General features: G+C 38.5%; 12 protein-coding genes. 11 read left to right on the top strand and 1 reads right to left on the bottom strand.

Annotated elements, in window-relative coordinates; genetic code table 11:
• Window positions 1-20: 20 nt before the first annotated feature.
• From GM418_RS31240 to GM418_RS31205, 8 genes are all read left to right on the top strand, one after another.
• Window positions 21-587, top strand: coding sequence for an RNA polymerase sigma-70 factor (locus GM418_RS31240; protein ID WP_158872315.1), 567 nt, complete (start codon window positions 21-23; stop codon window positions 585-587).
• Window positions 588-681: 94 nt separating this feature from the next.
• A complete protein-coding gene (locus tag GM418_RS31235) occupies window positions 682-1,629 on the top strand; it encodes a FecR family protein (RefSeq protein WP_158872313.1) in 948 nt (315 codons plus the stop codon).
• A 139-nt stretch (window positions 1,630-1,768) separates the two neighbouring features.
• Window positions 1,769-5,101, top strand: a complete 3,333-nt coding sequence (locus GM418_RS31230) for a TonB-dependent receptor (RefSeq protein WP_158872311.1) — start codon at window positions 1,769-1,771, stop codon at window positions 5,099-5,101.
• A 4-nt stretch (window positions 5,102-5,105) separates the two neighbouring features.
• Window positions 5,106-6,644, top strand: coding sequence for a RagB/SusD family nutrient uptake outer membrane protein (locus GM418_RS31225; RefSeq protein WP_158872308.1), 1,539 nt, complete (start codon window positions 5,106-5,108; stop codon window positions 6,642-6,644).
• 115 nt (window positions 6,645-6,759) lie between these two features.
• Window positions 6,760-7,467: an SGNH/GDSL hydrolase family protein gene (locus tag GM418_RS31220; protein ID WP_158872306.1), complete on the top strand. Its 708-nt coding sequence runs from the start codon at window positions 6,760-6,762 to the stop codon at window positions 7,465-7,467.
• A 36-nt stretch (window positions 7,468-7,503) separates the two neighbouring features.
• Window positions 7,504-8,889, top strand: coding sequence for a sulfatase (locus GM418_RS31215; protein ID WP_158872304.1), 1,386 nt, complete (start codon window positions 7,504-7,506; stop codon window positions 8,887-8,889).
• A 23-nt stretch (window positions 8,890-8,912) separates the two neighbouring features.
• Window positions 8,913-10,358: a glycoside hydrolase family protein gene (locus GM418_RS31210; RefSeq protein WP_158872302.1), complete on the top strand. Its 1,446-nt coding sequence runs from the start codon at window positions 8,913-8,915 to the stop codon at window positions 10,356-10,358.
• 39 nt (window positions 10,359-10,397) lie between these two features.
• Entirely contained in the window at window positions 10,398-12,416 is a 2,019-nt protein-coding gene (locus tag GM418_RS31205) for a right-handed parallel beta-helix repeat-containing protein (RefSeq protein WP_158872300.1), read from the top strand.
• 254 nt (window positions 12,417-12,670) lie between these two features.
• On the opposite strand, the gene GM418_RS31200 is transcribed toward GM418_RS31205, so the two are convergent.
• Window positions 12,671-15,082: an alpha-ketoacid dehydrogenase subunit alpha/beta gene (locus GM418_RS31200; RefSeq protein WP_158872298.1), complete on the bottom strand. Its 2,412-nt coding sequence runs from the start codon at window positions 15,080-15,082 to the stop codon at window positions 12,671-12,673.
• Between the two features lie 124 nt (window positions 15,083-15,206).
• Between GM418_RS31200 and GM418_RS31195 the strand changes: the two genes are divergently transcribed.
• The 3 genes from GM418_RS31195 to GM418_RS31185 all read left to right on the top strand — a co-directional run bounded on the left by GM418_RS31195 (window position 15,207) and on the right by GM418_RS31185 (window position 20,569).
• Window positions 15,207-17,063 carry a right-handed parallel beta-helix repeat-containing protein gene (locus GM418_RS31195; RefSeq protein ID WP_158872296.1) on the top strand — a complete coding sequence of 619 codons (1,857 nt, stop codon included), beginning with the start codon at window positions 15,207-15,209 and terminating at the stop codon, window positions 17,061-17,063.
• Between the two features lie 341 nt (window positions 17,064-17,404).
• Window positions 17,405-19,402 carry an FG-GAP repeat domain-containing protein gene (locus tag GM418_RS31190; protein ID WP_158872294.1) on the top strand — a complete coding sequence of 666 codons (1,998 nt, stop codon included), beginning with the start codon at window positions 17,405-17,407 and terminating at the stop codon, window positions 19,400-19,402.
• A 117-nt stretch (window positions 19,403-19,519) separates the two neighbouring features.
• Window positions 19,520-20,569, top strand: a complete 1,050-nt coding sequence (locus GM418_RS31185) for a zinc-dependent alcohol dehydrogenase (RefSeq protein WP_158872292.1) — start codon at window positions 19,520-19,522, stop codon at window positions 20,567-20,569.
• Window positions 20,570-20,584: the final 15 nt, after the last annotated feature.

The following is a 20,584-nucleotide window of genomic DNA, read 5'->3' as shown; positions in this document are numbered from 1 at the left end:
GTCAAGCTAAACTTTACTAAATGGGAGTAGATATTCCTTTACATGGTTTCAACGAAATATATACTACTTTTTACAAAAAATCGTACCTATTTGTAAAATCGTACGTGCACGATGACATGGTTGCAGAAGATATTGTTTCTGACTCATTAATAAAGTTATGGCAACAATTGAAAATGGAAACCATCGATCCGATAGCTCCCTATTTATTTTCAATCCTAAAAAATCGGGCGCTTGATCATTTAAAACACCAGTCAGTAAGACGCGATGTTTACCATAAAATAGCTACAACTCTGGAACGGGAACTGGCAATAAGAACCGCTTCTCTCGAATCAAGCAATCCTCAGGAAGTTTTTGCAAAAGAAATTCACTCTATAATTGAGGAAACGCTTAAGAGACTTCAGCCAAGAACAAGGGAAATATTTATAATGAGTAGGTTTGAACATAAATCGCACAAAGAAATTGCAAAATTTTATCATATTTCCCTTAAAGGAGTTGAGTATCATATTGGGCAGGCTGTGAGGGAATTAAGGATGTCGTTAAAAGATTATATCCCTCTTTTGGGAGCATTGTTTTTTTTAAAATTGTAAAAAAAATCAAAAAATATACTAGGGCTCTTGTATTTCGAGTCGTATTCTGGTTGTAAAGGAAAATTCGGGTTTGATATTTTTTATAAACTGGAATATGAACGATCTACTTTTGAAATACATAAATGGGAACGTCACAGACGAAGAAAAAGTAAAGATTACCCATTGGCTTGATGCGGATCCTAAAAATATGCAAGAATATTTTGCACTAAGGAAATTGAATGATATTTCAATTTGGCATTCAGATATTGAAATAAACTCGAATCAAAAGAAAATGAAATTTCTGATACCGTTTAATAGCAAATGGTATTGGGAAGTTTCAAAAATTGCAGCCGTTTTTGTTTTTGCTTTTTTTGTAGCTCGATTCGTTTTCCCAACTCACTCCTTTTCCCGGTTGTCTTCCCGGATGCAAACCATACATGTTCCGGCCGGACAACGGGCTGAAATTATTTTGGCAGATAGTACGAAAGTTTGGCTCAATGCAAAAACTACTTTTAAGTTTCCCTCCCAATTTGCCAATAAGGAACGTAATGTTGAATTAGATGGTGAGGGCTTTTTTGAGGTAACACATAAAATGAAAAAGCCATTTGTTGTTAACACCAGTAAATATGATGTAAAGGTTTTGGGTACAAAATTTAATTTGATTGCATACTCTGAAACAGAAGAATTTGAAACTTCGTTGTTAGAGGGGGCAGTTGAAATAATAAAACAAGGTGAAAGTTCGGGAATGAGCTTATCTCCCAATAAGGAAGCCGTATTAAGAGACGGGAAAATGATTGTTTCTGCGATTGAAAATCCGGATCATTTTCTATGGCGCGAAGGAATCATCAGTTTTGACAATATTTCATTTACTGAACTGGTCCATAATTTAGAATTGTATTTTGATATCATTATAGAAGTTAAAAATACGCAAAAGTTCAATTCACGCTATTCAGGAAAATTCAGAATGAAAGATGGTGTTGAACATATTTTGAAAGTGGTACAATTAAAAGAAAATTTTAACTATCGGATTGACGAGAAAACCAATAAAATAATAATCGAATAATAAACTTTAAAAGAACTAAGGCTTATGATAAAATGAAATTCTAAAAAAGCCGGTAAGTGCGCTCACACTTTCCGGCTAATGGTCAATACTGATCGTGTTCGCTAAAACAAACTAAAGTATTAACATAAAAAACAAATTTATGAAAAATTATTTGTCAAAGGACTACTTTGACTTAATGAAACCATTATTAAGAAAAATGAAAATAACACTTCTGGTTTTTTTGATATTTAGCTCTTCATTATATGCGATAAACGCAAGATCGCAGGTTGATAAAATTAATATTGCTTTTAAAAATGCTCCTGTAAAAGAAGTTCTTGATGCTATTGAAACACAAACCGACTATTTATTTGTATACGATAAGGAAGAAATTAATCTGGACCGAAAAATAAATATTCATGCATCAAATCGACTTATAGATGAAGTTCTTATTGATATTTTTGAGAATACAAATTTCACTTTTAAAAAATTGGGTACAAGTATTATTCTCATGCCTGATTTTGCACAACAGCAGAAAACTATTAGCGGTAAGGTTACCGATTTAAATAATGTTCCTTTACCGGGGGTGACCATAATAGTGAAAGGAACCACCCAAGGTGCCATAACAGATACAAAAGGAAATTATTCACTTGTAAATGTACCTACTAATAGTATATTGGTTTTCTCTTTTATAGGTATGAAGCCACAGGAAATTTCTGTTGCTGGAAAAGCATCAATAGATGTGATAATGGAAGAAAGTGCTATTGGGATTGAGGAGGTTGTGGCGATTGGCTATGGAACTATTAAAAAGAGGGATCTAACCGGCTCTGTTACTTCGGTGAAGGCAGATAACATTGAAAAAATAAATACCGCTTCATTAAATGATGCACTACAGGGGTTGGCAGCAGGAGTGCAGGTTACTTCGCAGAGTGGTCAGCCGGGAGAAGCCAGCAACATTATAATTAGAGGGGGATCTTCCATATCTGCGTCGAATGAGCCGCTTTATGTTATCGACGGGTTTCCTCAACTAGGGGGAGATAATATGGATTTGAATCCGCAGGATATAGAATCTGTTGAAGTCTTAAAAGATGCTTCAGCTGGTGCTATTTATGGAGCAAGGGCGTCCAATGGTGTTATTATTATCACTACAAAATCAGGTAAAAAAGGAACGCTTAATATAACTTATAATGGCAAGTGTACTGTTTCAAATATTATAAAGAAGCTTGAAACTGTCGATATTGTTGAATATGCAACCATTCAGAAGGAATTAGCTTCAGAGGAGGATGCCTGGCAATTTGAAAATCCGGAAACCTGGGCTGACTCAACAAGTATCGATTGGCAGGATGCGGCATACCGAAAAGCGGTAATACAGACACATAATTTACAGATTAATGGAGGAAGTGAGCGTACACAATATTCATCTTCCGTTGGTTATTTTAAGCAGGAAGGTATCGCCGAAGGGTCAGAATACTACCGGGTAAATGCGAGGCTCAAGATTGATTCAAAATTGAATGACAAATTAAAAGCCGGAACAAATCTCTCGTATTCTTTTGATGAAAGGGATGGTGCATCGCTTTCAGGAGAAGCTGATATAGGCCGTTTTATTCTTATAGCACGTCCTTACATTGTCGGTGGTAATATTGGGGAAGATTTAGGTGATTACCTGGATCCTGAAGTAGGAACCGGTGCCGAATCGACTAACCCGTTAAAATGGCTGACCGAGAAACAGGCTTTGAAAAATTCAGCAAGTATACGAACAACCAATTATTTGGAATATAGACCTGTCAAAGGACTTACACTAAGGGCCAACGGGGCAATGGCTTATTCTTCCACAAAGAATAAATCGTATTTGCCATCGGATGTAGGTTACGGGCGCAACTATAATGGGATTGCCCAAATTAGTCAAAATCAGCGGATTGCATGGTTGTATGAAAATACGGCTGATTATAAATTGACCATTGGGAAACACAAAGTTCAGGGTTTAGGTGGATTTAGTGCCCAGTCAACGGTGTATGAAAGTATGTCGATGAAATCGACTAATTTCCCTATCGAAAATTTGGGGGCTGATAATATTGGGCTTGGCACTACGCCATCTACACCTGTGTCAGGAAAATGGAAAAGTACCATTGCCAGTTTTTTTGGCAGGGTGAATTATAATTACGCTGACCGGTATTTGCTTACTGCTTCGGTAAGGGCAGATGGCTCGTCCAACTTCGGGATTAACAACAAGTGGGGGACGTTCCCTTCAGGAGCTTTTGCATGGAGGGCCTCAGAAGAAGAATTTATAAAAGCCCTGAATATATTTTCAAACTTAAAATTCCGCTTGAGTTATGGGATAACCGGGAACAATTCAATCGGAAACTATGCTTCAATGTTGCAATTTGCAACAGCCAATATCTCAATTAATTCTACCCAAAACCTTGGATTAATCCCGGGAACAATGGCAAACGAAGATCTGAAATGGGAACAAAATGAGCAGGCTGATGTTGGGATTGACATTGGTTTTTTTAACAATCGTCTGAATATCACCGCAGATTATTACCATAAAAAATCAATTGATTTGCTATTGAATGCACCAGTCCCTTATTATTCCGGTTTTAGTAGTTATACCACTAATGTAGGTGATATAGAATCTTACGGTTATGAATTTGATATTAACGGGGTAATCTTAAACGGCAAATTAAAATGGACCAGTTCATTCAATATTTCTTTCCCATCGACCAAAGTACTAAGGCTTTCTGATGCCGATTATTTTTTTACAGGAAGCTACGGACATAAATCAAGCGTTTTCATTGTCCGGGAAGGAGATCCTTTGGGCTCCATGTATGGGTATGTATATGATGGAGTTAACCAAAATGAAGATGAAGCAACCAATCTTCCTCAGTTTGATGGAAGTGGAGTAGTCGGAGGTCCGAGATATAAAGATGTAAGTGGTCCTGATGGCGTTCCTGATGGAGTGATTGATTCAGAATATGACCGTACGATTATTGGAAATGGAATTCCGGATTGGTTTGGTGGATTTACCAATCAGTTTAGCTATAAGAATTTTGACTTTTCTTTTGTTTTTAGTTTCCGGTATGGAAATGATGTTTTTAATGCCAACAAAAACTTTTTGTGGACCGCAGGAATAAATAAAGGAGGCGTCAAACAAATCATGGATGCCTGGACGCCCGAGAACCCGACCAATGAACTTTGGGCATGGGGCATATCAGGGATTGAATACAACAATGTATCCAGTTGGTTGGTTGAAGATGGCTCATTTTTAAGGCTTCAAAATGTAACAATTGGCTATAATTTATCCAAATCAGTGATGAGAAAAGTTGGAATTAAAAAATGCAGGGTATTTTTGTCTGGCGATAAATTATTAACCTTCTCAAAATATTCTGGATACGATCCTGAAGTATCGGTCTCCAGTAGCATGTTAACACCTGGCGTCGATTTCTCAAATTATCCGCATGCTAAATCCGTAACTTTTGGTATTAACTTAACTTTCTAATGTCATGAAATATAAAATTTATATCATATTAATCGTATTTCTTACTCTCACATCTTGTGACCAATTTTTGGAAGAACAACCTTACGATTTTTTAAGTGAAGCTAATTTCCCGGAGACTGCCGAAGATGGAAGAATTGCATTGAATGGTGTATACGATATATTTGGGAATAATAGTATAAGAGGATACGCCTATGTTTTAAATAATTGTGCCGACAACGATTTTAGTTCTTATGGTGCTAAACTAACAAGCTCCTATGGACTTTATCAAAATTTTAACAGAACTTCAGCTGATGGTTATCCAAAGAGTTTGTGGATAGATTTATATAGTGCGATAAACTCTTGCAATTTTGTTATTGATGTAACGGAGTCGAAAGGGTTCACCGGTGGAGATCAGTTAATTGCAGAAGCCAAAGCTTTAAGAGCATTTTTCTACATTGAATTAACCAATACTTTTGGTGATGCTCCTTTAAAGGTACATAATACAACAGGCTTGAATGAATTGGACAAGTCTCGAACTAGTGTTGATGAAATCAGACAACAATGTATTGAAGATTTGAATTATGCGGAAACTACGATGGAAAAATATCCCTCAACCTACGCAGTTTATTCGAAGGGAGGCTTACTTACCCTTGGTGCGGTTAAAATGATCAAAGCACACCTTTACATGTACATGTCTGGATGGAGAAGATCATGGGATGGACAGATGATTGCCGGTGATGAGAGTTACTGGACTGAGGTACGGGATTTATGCCAGGAAATAATCGACATGGGGGTCTATGAATTGGAACCTGATTATACCAATATATTCAAGGATTTATACCTCGATATCTACAACAAAGAGTCAATTTGGGAAATCGATTTTTCAATGCCCGAAAATGGTAGTAATCTCCCGAATGCATTGACAGCACCAAAATATGGAGCAGGTCATGCGGGCGGGTTTGGTAATTTAAGATCGACCATTGATTTTTATGATAGTTTTGATACATTGGATGTACGCAGAAACTGGACCGTGGGGACAGGAAAATTTACTGGATATGTCTTCACCGAAAAGTCCCAGGTAAGAAGACCGTATGTCAATAAGTTCAGAAAGGTTGAGGGAAATGGTGATCATGCTTCAAAAACTCCTTACAACACTCCGATTTACCGATTTTCAGATGTGTATCTAATGCTTGCAGAGGCATTGAATGAGATTAATAATGGGCCAACGCAGGAAGCTTATGACGCCATAAACATGGTACGGTACAGGGCCAGACCTGATGATCATAAAGCTGATGGGTTGGTGTTGGCTGATTTGCAAGGACTGGATTATGATTCATTTAAAACTGCGATTATTGATGAACGAGCTCACGAACTGGCTTTTGAAGGGTTTAGAAGAATGGATATTATTCGCTGGGGAATTTTCATGGATCGGATTAAAATGGTTAACGATGAATTTTATAGAATGAATAAAGAATCCAATGTTAGGGAATACCATATGTTATTTCCAATTCCGCTTGAAGAATTAAACCAGAACCCGGAATGGGACCAAAACAATGGTTGGTAAGATCATTTGAAAGCATGACTTAAAGTTCACCAATTGGAGTAATCCAATTGGTGAACTTTTTAACTGGTTCAATAAAATTGATAACAAAAATTACCTAAATCAATATTTTCATATTATGCGAAGGCATTATTATTTAATTATATCCTTATTCCTCTTCCTATTATCTGGAAATGTGTTCTCTCAATCCGACGAGAAAGCCGATAACAAAATAGGTTTAACAGCTGATGGAGGCACATGGGGATTTTTTCAGGCAAAAGAAACCAAAGATTCTTGTAAGCACGTTTTATTAATTGGTGACTCGGTTATGCATGGCTATCATCAGTTTGTTATCAATGGGTTGAATGATGTGGCATGTGTTGACCGCTGGACTACCGGAATGCATTTAAATAGCAAATCCCTAATTGAAAAACTTGCTGAATTAGTTTCTGTGCGGAACTATGATGTAATCCATTTTAATATTGGTTTACATGGATGGCAGAAAGGAAGGATTCCCAAAGGGCAATATGTTCCCCTTTTGGAAAAATATATTCTTACCATACAACAATACGCGCCTAAAGCAAAATTGATTTGGGCCAGTACAACCCCTGTTACAGAACAAGATAAACCAGTACTCAATAAAGATATCAATCCGATTATTTTTGAACGAAATGCACTGGCTGCGAGTGTCATGAAAGAACATGGAGTGGCAATAAATGATTTGTATGGATTGTTGGTTGAAAAGTTGGATTTGGCGCGTTTAGACCGTTTCCATTGGTTTAGTGATGGATACCGGCTTATGTCGGATCAAATCATATCATCTATTCTGTCAGAATTGAGTAAATAAAATAAGTTAGCCTCCTTAAAAATAGAATCGATTAAAATGAATAATGTATTTAAGATATTAAGAAACGTATTATTTTTTGTTACGTTCTTATATTTACCGTGGGATGCCATTTCTAAAGAAAAACAGCCTAATATTATTTTGTTGTTGGCCGATGATCTGGGTAATTCCGATATGAACTTTTGTGGAAGTGATTTTTACGAAACACCAAATATTGACAAGTTAGCCGATGAAAGCGTATATTTCTCTCAGGCATATGCATCTCACCCAACATGTGCCCCCAGTAGGTTAGCTATTCAAACTGGCAAATATCCGGCTCATTTGAATTGCGTAAATCATAGTTATAAGCGTATGCCTTTAACTGAAATTACCATTGCAGAGCGGCTTAGAAAAGGTGGATACAAGACCTGTCATATTGGTAAATGGCATCTCGGAGATGTCGGTTATCGACCTTCTGATCAGGGATATGATGTTACCATTACTTGTAATTCTAAAGGGCAGCCGGCAAGTTATTTTTATCCCTTTAAAAAGCCAAAAAACAGTGGTTTTGACGTTCCTGATCTGGAGGATGGAAAAGATGGGGATTATCTAACTGACCAATTAACGAGCAAAGCGATTGAATTTGTTCAGCAAAACAAGGAGAAGCCTTTTTTTATCAATCTATGCTATTATGCCGTTCATAAACCAATTGAGGCAAAGGCTGATATGGTCGAAAAATACAAAAATAAGATCGCGAAAAGTGAGATTCATACTAATCCGGAATATGCTGCAATGGTAGAGAATCTGGATAGTAATATCGGTCGGATAATAGATGCTTTGACAAAAACAGGTTTGTCAGATAATACAGTAGTCATCTTTTATAGCGATAACGGTGGGTTGACAGATGTCACTTCAAATTACCCGCTGCGAGATGGCAAAGGATCATTGTATGAAGGTGGTACCAGAGTGCCATTATTAATCAAGTGGCCAGGTATATCAAAAGGTGGAGAAGTTTGTACTCAGCCAGTAATAGGTCACGATTTATATCCTACGATAGCAAAAATGGCAGGGATTGAATTAAATGATAAGGAATTGAGTGATATTGACGGTATTGATATCACACCTGTTGTCTCTAATCCTTCAGCTAAATTAGAGAGGAATGATCTTCATTGGTTGAGTTACCCAATCCCGGTACATTTTTACGAAGCTGCAAACCGCAATCCAGGTGGTTCTTTGGTTCATGAAGACTGGAAATTAATTGAACTGATGGAATCCACCAGGCAAAGTCACCATTATGAATTGTATAACCTTAAGGATGATCCTGGTGAGCAACAGGATTTGTCTTCAAGTAAACCAGAAATTGTGGAAAGACTGAAAAAAAAGATGATAAAATGGCAAAAAGAAATGGACGCACCTCGCTATAATAAAAGTGACTATAAAAAGTGAACCTTCAACAAAAACAATTACAAATGAAAAATCTCTATATACTTCTAATATTAATCGGTCTGGGTATATCAGCCCAGCCCCAAACTAAAGGATTTACCAATGCAGCGGACTTTGGTTTTTCGCCAGATGCAAGCGGAATTGAAAACGTAAAAGCACTACAAAAAGCAGTTGACCAAACCGGGACGATCATCGTGAGCCAGCCTGGGACATACAAAGTCGCTGGAACTACTTATATCGGGAGTAATACTACCCTGGAATTTGGCAATGGAGTTGTATTAAAAAAGATTGATGAAGTCGGGAAGTTTTCCCATGTAATACTTAACAAAGGTGCGCTGACCCGGACTTTTGATAAGCATATTATTGTGAAAGGGCTTGCAGTGAGTGTCAATGGAGTGGATTTAGTGTTTAATGAAGTTTTTGGCCTTCGCGGTCAAATTGCATTTTTCTATGTGAAAGATTTGAAAATAGAAGGGTTTAGATGCTACGATTTGGCTACGATGCAGTTCGGAATTCAGGTATGTGCATTTGAGGATCTTATCATTGATGATACAGTGATTAAAGGAAAAAAGGATGGAATTCACCTTGGACGTGGAAACCGGTTTACTATTTCCAATGCGGTACTTGAAACGGTGGATGATGCTATTGCACTCAATGCACAGGATTATGCTACGTCCAATCCGGAACTCGGGTGGATCGAAAATGGGACCATCGAGAATTGTTATGATCTGAGTGGAAATCAACGTCTGGTAGGCTATTTCTGCAGGATACTGGCTGGAGGCTGGATTGATTGGAAAAAAGGAATGACTGTTCAAAATGCGGATGCCGTTGTATCTAAAGGCTGGATCTATCGGGTTGATGGAATTGGGTCGGATGGCAAACCTGATGGTAAAACTTATATTTCAGCGACGCGTCCTACACATAAAAAAGGAATGGAGAAATTAGATGGGATTAAATGGGTCATGGTGCAAGAAGGTAATGAACATACTGCCGGAGTTAGAAACGTGACATTCAGGGATATCTATCTGGAAAAGCCAAGAACAGGTTTTTCATTGCATTTTTCAAATACGATGTGGAATCGGTCTTATTATCCAGGGGCTGAAATTCCAATACAAAAACAGCTGGTTTTTGATAATATCAGGGTTTTGCATGAAGGAAAAGGCTTTATGAATATTGTTTCACCAGTAGATGCAATTACTATCTGTAATTCAAGTTTAAAGAATGGAGGGATTAATTCATATTCCAATAATGCGATGTCTGAATATCCACCCACTAAAATAAATATTTTTGGAACAGTGTTTAATGCATCAAATCAGATGATGCTATTAAGAAATGAAGCCTCAAATAAAATTATTTCTCTGAAAACTTCCAACAATGTTGAAATAAGTGATGCTTTTAAAGCAAAAGTAGTTTCTGAAAAAGTCAAGATTAAAATTGATTCGGATCTATCAGGTTTGGCAAAGGACAAATAACATTTTTTACTCTTTTTATTTATTAAAGATTTAAATCTAATGGTGTCATATTTTTTGATCAATAAAAAAGGATTTTTTATTGGAAAAATATTGTTTTTGATCCTCGCAATTATTTTGCCTGAAATTGGAGTAGCTAATACCTATTACATAAGCACAATCGGTAATAACCAAAACAAAGGCAATTTGGATTCACCCTTTCGTACCATACAAAAAGGTGCATACATGGCTCAACCCGGCGATACGGTATGGGTAATGGAAGGAGTTTACAGGGAGCGGGTTTCACCACCGCGGGGAGGAACAGAACAAGCGCCAATCGTTTATATGGCCGAACCCGGTAAAAGGGTTTTCATCAAGGGATCGGATGTTTACACAGGAAAGCTTAAACCTGAAGGAAATAAGGTTTTTTCATGCAGTCTTTCGACAATGGAATTTACCGATGATTGTTATTTTGATAATGCCAATCCGTTTAAAGTCCCGGTAGCTTCCACTCCATGGGAACGGGATGGGGAACCTGAAGGGAAAGAAGGAATTGTTTTCACGCTTGGACAAGTTTTCGTTAATGGAGAAATGTATCGGCAATATCCTCTGAAAAATGAAATGAAAGAGCATGAGGCAAGCTGGTGGTACAACGAAGAAAAAAATGCTGTTTTGATCCATTTTGCAAATAAGCTTCAACCCAAAAAAACTCAAATAGAACTTACTACCAGGAGGCGAATTTTTGCTCCACATCAGCGCGGGTTGGGATATATTCATGTGATCGGTTTCATTATGGAGCATTGTGGCAACCAATATCCACGTAATTTCTGGGAAACAAAAGAAAATGCACAAGCCGGTGCACTTGGTATCCGATGTGGACATCACTGGTCTGTCATGAATAATGTGGTCAGGTATGCAGCTAATATAGGTCTGGACTGTGGCGCTGAAGGACCTGATAATGAACGAATCAATCAAAGAATTTATGATCCTGAAGAAGTGATTGGTAACCGAATTGAGAATAATTATATCCTTGACAATGGTTGTACAGGAATCATTGGTTGGGGGTCGAAAGAGATGGTTGTGAAAGGTAATGTGGTAATGTACAATAATAATCAAATGTACCGTGGTTACAAACGCTATGAATCAGCAGGGATCAAATTCCATAACAATATAGATTGTATTGTTGCAGAAAATCTGGTTTCTGATAATTTTACCTACGGAATCTGGTTCGACAATAAATACCCAAATGCCAGGGTATCAAAAAATGTAATTGTCAATAACCTCCGAAGTGGTTTTTTTCTGGAAATGGGCGATTATGATTTCGGAACAGTGCTGGTCGATTACAATATCCTGATGGACAATAAAGAAAATCAAATTTATATCCATGATGCGTCAGGTGGGCTTTTTGTGAATAATTTGATTGCCGGAACACGTAAAATGAGCAATACCGGAGGAACTGGTCCAGGAAGAATTAAAGAAGCTTATGGTCAGGCTGTTTATATCCGTCAGGTTGGTTCCCGGACAAAAACTTACCACCATTCATTTTACAACAATATTTTTATCGACAATGATATAAATTACGACATCAATTACCCGATGTGGAGGAGCGGTGAGCAGCGATTTTTAGGAAATATTTATCCCGAATATCAAAAAGGTTTTTATATAAATTCAGCTTCCGATATTCCTAAACCAATAGATGAATCATATCTTGCAGAAAAAATCTCAAAAGAGACAGGTGCCGATGTTTTTGGCAATGATGGAAGAGTCGAATTGAGTCTGAATCAGTGGCAAAAGTTTTGGGAACTTCATTCAATGCATTTCGATCAGGATGCCCGCAAAATTGAAAATATGAAAGTTTGTTACATCCCCGAAAAACACTCTGTAACAATGACGATTCCTGAGGAATTGAAACCACGAAAAAATGCAAGGTGGAATGAAAATTACAAGCTTCGTTTTGATCTGAGAAGTGAATCTTTTCCCGGCCCTTTTGGTGAATTGGAAACAGGTTCCCATAGCTATATTATTTACGATGGGATCCCTCCCGGAAAACGTGGAGAATTACCTTGCATAAATATATTTTAATCAAATAATTCCTCGCGGCTTTCCCCAAGAGTTTCCTTATATTGTTCCAAAAATAAGAGGAAATGCGGACGAATATCTGATAGTATGGAAGTTAATTATGAAATTGCATTTGCTATGCAACTCCTATCTGTTCAGTTTAATAAAGAGTAATTCTTGTCATTTGTAAAAAGAAGTTATTGACACTGTTTACAGTGTTTATGAGGTAGTGCTGAGTTATCTTATTGTCGTTGATTTTTATACGACATGAATCAACCTTACAGTTTAGGATATTTTTTCTCATCAGTTTCCCGCATCATTTCATAAACATTTTTGAAAAGAAGCTCAACATTGGGTTTGGAAAAATATTCCCCATCAATTCCGTAGGCCGGTCGATGTTCCATTCCTGAAAGAGTACGTGGCGCAGTGTCTAAATAGTCGAACGCTTTTTGTTCCTGCAGCACTTTTTGCATCATGTAAGCCGTGGCACCTCCGGGTACATCTTCGTCCATAAAAAGTACTTTGTTGGTTTTTTTCACCGATTCTAAAATGGTGTGGTTTACGTCAAACGGCATTAAAGTCTGCACATCAATCACCTCGATGGATATTCCTTTAAATTTTTGGAGTAAACTGGCTGCTTTCAAAGCGTGGTGTACGTTCCATGCGTAGGTAACAACCGTAACATCGGTTCCTTCCCTCATTATTTCCGGTACGCCAAGTGGTACTTTATACTCACCATGGTTTTCAGGAAGTTTTTCTTTTACGTTGTAACCTTTTAAGGGCTCAATTACGATGGCCGGATCGTTGGCTTCCAGTAAAGCATTGTAAAAACCTGCAGCCTGCGTTAAGTTTCTCGGAACACACAAATAGATTCCTCTTAGCGACCCCAGTAACATTTGCATGGGCGAACCGGCGTGCCAGATTCCCTGCAACTGATGTCCGCGGGTACGAACAATGAGTGGCGCCGCCTGTTTCCCTTTGGTTCTGTATTGTAATGTCGCCAAATCATCGCTCAGCTGCGAATGAGCGTAAATAAGGTAATCCAAATATTGAATCTCAGCAATCGGGCGAAAGCCTCTCAACGCCAGTCCAATTCCTTGTCCAATGATGGTGGCCTCGCGAATGCCGGTGTCGGAAACACGTTCTTTTCCGTACTTTTCCTGCATTCCTTTCATGCCCTGATTGACATCACCCATTTTTCCGGTGTCTTCACCAAACGTGACCAGATTCGGATATTTTTCAAATAAAACATCAAAATTTTTGTTGACGATTTGGGAGCCGTTTACATCTTCCGCGTTTGAACCGTATTTTACCGGATGTCCTTCTACTTTCAGCGCAGAATCAGAACCTGTCCGGTGTAAACTGGTGTTGAAAAAATCAATTGTTCTTGTTTTAAAACGGTCAATCCAGTTTTGTAATTCAGCCCGTTCATCCTGTAAATCCGGGTTTAAATGAATTTCCAGGTTTAACCGTTTTGCAAAACTAAAATGCGAACGTCTCGTCGGAAAAATTCTATTACGTACCAATTCAAATTTACGCTCGTTTTGAAGATCTGTTTTTGCATCTATTTTACGAAGAATATCCAGCAATTCATTTTGTTCTTTTTGATATCCGTTGGTGAAATTTTGCCAGGCTTTATTTCGTGCTTCTTTGGCTTTTTGTTTTGCCGATTTTTCAATTTCAACCAGCATATCCATATCGGCTACTCCGGTTTCCAGCAGCCATTTTCGCATTTGATTTAAACCGTCAAAATCATCTTCCCACTGCAAGCGTTCTTTGGTTTTGTAACGTTCGTGTGAACCCGATGTTGAATGTCCTTGTGGTTGTGTAACTTCTTCAATATGAAAAACAACAGGTGTGTGGGTCCTTCTGCAAAAATCAATTCCTTCTTTAAATGTTTTTACCAGACCCGGGTAATCCCAACCTTTCGATTTATATATTTTAATTCCATTTGAACCTTTTTCTTTTTGAAAGCCTTTTAGCGCCTCGGAAATGCTCGATTTTGTAGTCTGCAATTCAACCGGCACACTGATTCCAAAACCATCGTCAAAAACGGCAACAGCCAGCGGAACCTGCATCACTCCGGCTGCATTTATGGTTTCCCAAAAAATACCCTCCGAGGTACTTGCATCACCGATACTTCCAAAAGCAACTTCATCTCCGCTTACATTATTGTTCAATGCTTTTTTCATCTCCGGTTTTTCCCGTACAATTTTTGAAGCTTGCGCCAGCCCCAGCAGGCGCGGCATTTGCCCTCCGGTTGATGAAATATCAGATGCTGAATTGTATTGAAGAAGCAAATCTTTTATTTCTCCTTCTTCGTTAATGTTTTGTGTACTAAAATGATTGTTGAAGTTTCGCCCTACAGTTGATGGGTTTTCCTCTTCATTTGTATCGCCGTAAATCATTGCAAAAAACTCCTCTGGCTGCAATAAATTCAGTGCCAGCATAAACGTCTGATCGCGATAATAGCCCGAACGCCAGTCGCCTTTTTTAAAGGTTTTGGCATAAGCAATTTGTGCAATTTCTTTGCCGTCGCCAAAAATACCAAAATGCGCTCTGCCGTTGTGTACTTCCCGGCGACCAAGCAAACTCAACTGTCGACTCAAATAGGCAATATAGTAGTCATTTAGTATTTCTTCCGTAGAAAACTGATCGTTGGCTATAATCTCAGATTTTTCCAAGTACATGCGGTTTTTATTAAGGACATTTAAGTCTGTTTTGCATTAAAATAACATTCCAGCAAACGATTTGTTTAATGCTGTCCGACTTCCGGGAAAATCATGTATTTTTGAGAAACCTAAAACAATTATTATGAAATTTAAAATGGCTTCCCTACAAAATTTGTTCGCTTTTTTTTGTTCAGTTTTCTTTTTTTTCAGTTTCTCCGGAGTTGTGGATGCGCAGGAGATTTATGTCTCACCGCTTGGAAATGATGAAAATGAAGGGACAAAAATACAACCTTTAGCAAGTCTTTCCGAAGCAAAAGAAAAAGCATATAAATTAATAGAGAATGGTGGATTCTCAGATGTTACAGTTTTCCTCGAAAATGGAAATTACCAAATAAATAGTCCGGTTGTTTTTGAACCGTTACAAACGACGCAAAGTTCTTTTTCAATAGCGTTTCAAGCAGTAACCGGGAGTAGTCCTGTTATTTCAGGAGGAGTCCGACTTTCAGGATGGACAAAAAATGCCAAAGGCTTCTGGGAAGCTGCTGTTCCAAAAATAGAAGGAAAAAAACTTAGTCCGCGCGAATTTTTTATTGAAGGACAACGTGCGAAAAGATCGCGTTTCCCAAACGACGGATATCTGCGTGTTAAGCAGGTTGGAGAAGACCAGCGGACAAATTTCTTTTTTGAGGAAAATGATTTTCCGATCCCGGCAAATGTTGAAGACGCGGAACTGGTGTTTTTGCACGACTGGTCGATTTCCAGAAATCCAATTTTGAAAATTGATGGTGAAGAGAATAGATTGACAACAAAAGATTCGATTGGTGCAAAGGATCCCGATTTTTTTTACATTGATCATTGGGAAGCAAATCCCCGCTATTTTCTCGAAAATGCAATTGAATTTATAGATGAAAATTATGAATGGTGTTTTGTTTCCAAAGAGAATAAAATAATTGCCCTGTTTCCTGAAAATGTAAATCCAAATCAGATAGAAACGGTTATTCCGGTTTCTGAAGGACTACTTGTGTTTCAGGGAGGAAACGATTCTCCGGTGAAAAATATTCATTTTAATGGAATTACTTTTTGTTATTCTTTATGGAATATTCCGGAAGAAGGGTATTGCGGCGTGCAAGCCTGCAATTTTGACCCTCGCCCCGATACCTTAGGCTGGGCGGTTGTTCCTGCTGCTATTTCAGCCAGATGGATGGAGAATTGCAGTCTGAAAAATTGTACGGTTGAAAATATGGGAGGTTCAGGAATTTGGTTTGGAACAGCTTGTAAAAATAATGTGTTATACAATGTAGTTGTAGCAGATGTCTCAGGGAATGGAATTATGATTGGAGAAGGACGCGACCGCGAAGTTGGCAGCGGTAAATGGTGGGAAACTGCGCCGGAACAAGTGGCTTTAAATAACACCATTGAAAACTGTTTGGTCACCCAAAGTGGAGCGCAGTATTTTGGAGCAGTTGGTATTTGGTGCGGACTAACAGCGGAAACTAAAATAAAAGACAATAAGATTTTTGATTTGCCTTACAGTGGAATTTCTATCGGCTGGATGTGGAGCCCTCAACCAACACCTTGTCGCGACAATGTAATTGATGGGAACCACATCCATCATATTATGAAAATATTGAGCGACGGTGGCGGAATTTATATGTTAGGCCTGCAACCCGGAAGTAAAATTATCAACAACCATATTCACGATGTGACTGTAAATGCCGGCCGTGCAGAAAGCAACGGGATGTTTTTGGATGAAGGAACAACCAATGTGGTTGTGGCCAACAATCTGATTTATAATATTGCAAAATCACCACTTCGTTTTCACCGGGCAACAACCAATTTGGTGAAAGACAATTACCTGTTTTGCGAGAATGAAAATCCACCAATTCGATACAATCGCACCAACGAAGAAGATATCGAAAAGGTGAATAATAAAGTTTTTAGTGAAGAAAACAATAATTATGAGGCAGAGTTGAAAAAAGCAATTCAATTGAGGAAATAGTGTTTTGTGGTGAAATAATGTGAAGAACCGGACAAAAAAATGGTAGTCTTCATCCTTTTGGTTTTAGAACTTTGAAAAATCAAATTGTATATTCGAAATGATACCACGAAAAATAAATTTAATTGTGACAACACTCCCTCTCTTCTCGAAGAGAGGGACGATTATGACGTAGTCGTAGTCAGGGTGAGTTTTCGATATTGGCAAAATTATATTGAAGCATATTAGCAATTTGAAGTATTAATCGTGGTGTGTTAGCGGATATGAATAAAATCAAAATCTCAAAAGCAGGTTGAACCCGTTCTGATGGATTTTTGAGATTTTACGGACTAAAACTATCTCTTATGGATCCAAAGATTTTAATGGGGTTGTTTGGAGGAATGCTTCTTTTTTCATGTACTCCGCAGAAAGAAAAATCATACAATCAATACGCAGATAACAAATTACACAAGTTTGAATACAATAATCCCGGCCTGCTGGTCGATTTGGATGTGGGGTTCAAATCAGTTCCCATGCCCATGGATTTTGACGGCGATGGCGATATAGATTTGCTTATTTCTGAATCGGGAAGTTATGCCGAATCGGGAGTGTTTTATTTTGAAAATGTAAGTGGCAACGTTGAAATGCCTGTTTTTCGCTATGGAATGCGCATTAATTCAGAGCGTTTTCGTTTGGGTAACGACGGGAAATTTTTTGTAGCTTCTGATGTTGATGGACATGTTCATGTGTTAACACCCGATCGGGTAAATGAATCTTTGCTGATTTACGAAGATGTTCCTGAAAATGTGTTCTGGAAAAAATTAAATATGCCCGCTCATTTGAATAAATACGTAAAAGAATCTAAAGGAAATTCCTGGAAATTAATTGATTTTGATGCTGATTCAAAGGTCGATTTGCTTTGTGGTTTAAATTCTTCAGAAGGCTCTTCGTTGTTGTTTTTTAAGAATTCAGGAAGTAATGAAAATCCGGTGTATGAAAATCCTGAAAATATTTTAACAGCCTCGAATCCTTTTGATCGGGGGTTGAATATGGACGTCGCTTTTGGCGATTACGATAATGATGGCGATTTGGATTATCTGGCAGCAGGAAGTTTTTCCCATCTGGTTTATTTTGAGAATACGGGAACACTTCAAAAATATAATTATGCAGATGGAGATACTTTAACATACAATAGCGAACAAATTCAATTTGTTTGTCGCCACGGAGGTTCCATAAAATTGCGAACCATTGATTTTGACAAAGATGGATTTGTTGATGTTCTGAGCGGTGATGAAGATGGCAAAATTTCATTCCTGAAAAACACAGGAAAAGTAGTCGATGGTAAGCCGGAATTTTTGCCTCCGGTTTTTCTTCAACAGGAAGCACATTTTGTGGATTTAGGTGCGCTGGTTGCTCCGCGTATTTTTGATTGGGACGGCGACGGACTTGAAGATATTTTGTGCGGAAATGGAGCAGGAGATATCATTTTTGTGAAAAATCTGGGAGGCGGGGCTCCAAAATGGGATGCGCCAAAAATTCTTGAAGTTGATGGAATCCCTGTTCGCATAATTCCCACAAAAGTGCTTCCAAACACGGAAGAGCCACACTGGGGATATGCAACCATTGGCGTTGGCGATTGGGATATGGACGGACTTCCCGATATTTTGGTAAATGAACACAACGGAAATATTGTTTGGTTAAAGAATAAAGGAACAAGAAAAGCTCCCGAACTGTCGGCTCCGCAACCACTTTACGTGGAGTGGAAGGGTAAGCCACAAAAGCCAGCCTGGACTCCCGGTGTTTCTGAAGGAAATGAATTGCTGGCGCCCTGGAGAACTTCGCCATTTATTATGGATTTTAACAACGACGGTTTGAATGATTTGGTGATGCTCGATTATGAGGGATACCTGGCTGTTTTTCCTCGAATAAAAGAGGGTGATAAATTGTTGTTGGGGCATCCGCAGCGCAATTTTGTTTATCCTGATGGCGAACCGGTTTTATTAAATCAGCGTACCGGTTCTAGTCATGGACGTTTAAAAATTACTTTTGCAGATTGGGATGGAGATGGTTTGGAAGATCTTGTTTTTTCTTCAAAACCTGCGGTGGATTGGATGAAAAATTTGGGAATGAAAGATGGGAAAATGGTTTTGCAATATATGGGTCGCGTACTTTCCCGCACGTTGATGGGGCACACCGACGGCCCGGTTGTTTCCGATTTTAATAAAGATGGAGTTCCCGATTTGTTAGTGGGGACCGAAACCGGCGTTTTGTATTACTGGCAGCGGCCTTCGATTGAAATAACGACAACCATGACCACTACCGGAAAACAGACTCCCGCGGTTTATAAGTATTTTAAAAGGTAACGTTTTGGAGTAGTTATTTTTGAAGCACACAAATATTTCCGAAAGTATTGCCAATACAGTTTGAAAAAACTTTTTTTAGCTGTATTTTGTCGTGCTCAATATTAAACCGATGATAAAATGAAAGCAGCCGTTTTAGAAACTTATAATAATTTTGTTTGGAAAGAAGTTGTCACTCCGAAAGTAAAACCGGGAGAAGTTCTGATTCGCATAAAATTTGCCAGTATTTGTGGTTCAGACATGCATATTTTTCCTGGCGATTTTCATCCACGAACACCTATTCCTTTTACGCCAGGACATGAAATGGGCGGAGTTGTTGAAGAAATTGGCGAAGGTGTTTCCGGTTTTGAAGTAGGCGACAAAGTTGCAGTAGATCCTATTATTTGGTGCGGGAAATGTCCGGCGTGCTTGCGGGGACATTATCCGGCGTGTACCAGTCTGAAATTAGTAGGCGTTGATTTGGATGGCGGTTTCGCTGAATATATTTCTGTGCCGCAACACATGGTTTTTAAAACGGCTTCGCATTTGCCGGATGAGCATGTTGCATTGGTTGAAATTTATGGAATTGGTTTCCATGCAAATAATCGCGCCGAAACGAAAGACGGAGATAGTATTGCCATTTGGGGAGCTGGCCGGGTTGGTCAGGTAATTTTGCAGGCTGCCCGCACGAAAACAAAAAGCACCATTTTTATGGTCGATCCGTTGGATAAGCGCCTGGAAATCGCTAAAAATCATTATGAAAATGTAATCACCATAAATCCGACAAAGGAAAACCCGGTTGAGGCAATAAAAAAATATACCGACGGGAAAGGTGTTGATATTGCTTTTGAAGCCATCGGACATGCACATGAATTTGACGGTGTCCCAACTCCAATTCGTGCTTGTATTCAAAGTATTCGTGGTGCCGGTAAAGTTGTTGTTCTGGGATTGGGCGACGATCCTGCCCCCATTGTTTTTAAGGAATTAATTTGGAAAGAAGCAAAAATTGTGGCTTCGCGTGTGAGTCACGGTGAATTTACAGAAGTTATTGAACATTTAAATGCCGGCAACTTAAAGCCTGAGGCGCTCATCTCAAAAGTGATGCACGGTTCCCAAATTCAACAGGCATTTGAACTTGTTCAAAATGAAAGCCAGAACTATTTGAAAGTTTTGCTTGATTTTAGCAGCTAGAAATAAGAACCAGAC

The organism is Maribellus comscasis (assembly GCF_009762775.1).
Classification (GTDB): Bacteria; Bacteroidota; Bacteroidia; order Bacteroidales; family Prolixibacteraceae; genus Draconibacterium; species Draconibacterium comscasis.
This window is presented reverse-complemented; position numbering and strand designations above follow the sequence as displayed.